The organism is Sphingomonas sp. RS6 (assembly GCF_054489705.1).
Map to the genome: position 1 here is coordinate 1 of NZ_JBTMWM010000031.1, position 355 is coordinate 355.

General features: G+C 69.3%; 1 protein-coding gene. It reads right to left on the minus strand.

Translation table 11 applies throughout. The annotated features are described in order from the left end of the window. On the minus strand, nt 1-355 hold a 355-nt coding region (locus ACX40Y_RS18230; protein ID WP_459120992.1), incomplete at both ends, for an IS3 family transposase.

Consider the following 355-nt stretch of genomic DNA (forward strand, 5'->3'; position numbering starts at 1 on the left):
AAGCCCTGCGGGATGGCCATGGATCCCGTGTGCCCAGCGCCCGTTTGCGACCGCCGCGGCGCCGGACCTGCAGACGCTCCTCGCGGTACAGCCGTCGGAACTTCTTGTGGTTGATCCGAACACCCTCGCGCCCCAGGAGCCAATGCAGACGGCGGTAGCCGAACCGGCGTCGCTCCGACGCGAGGCCCCGCATCCGCTCCCGGATCGCACCGTCATCACCGCGCCGGCTACGATACCGCACCATCGTCCGGTCCACGCCCAGCACATCGCACGCCCGCCGCTGGCTCACCTCGAACACCCGCTCAAGGTGAGCCACCGCTTCCCGCCTGGCGGCGGGCGCTACCATTTTTTTGAC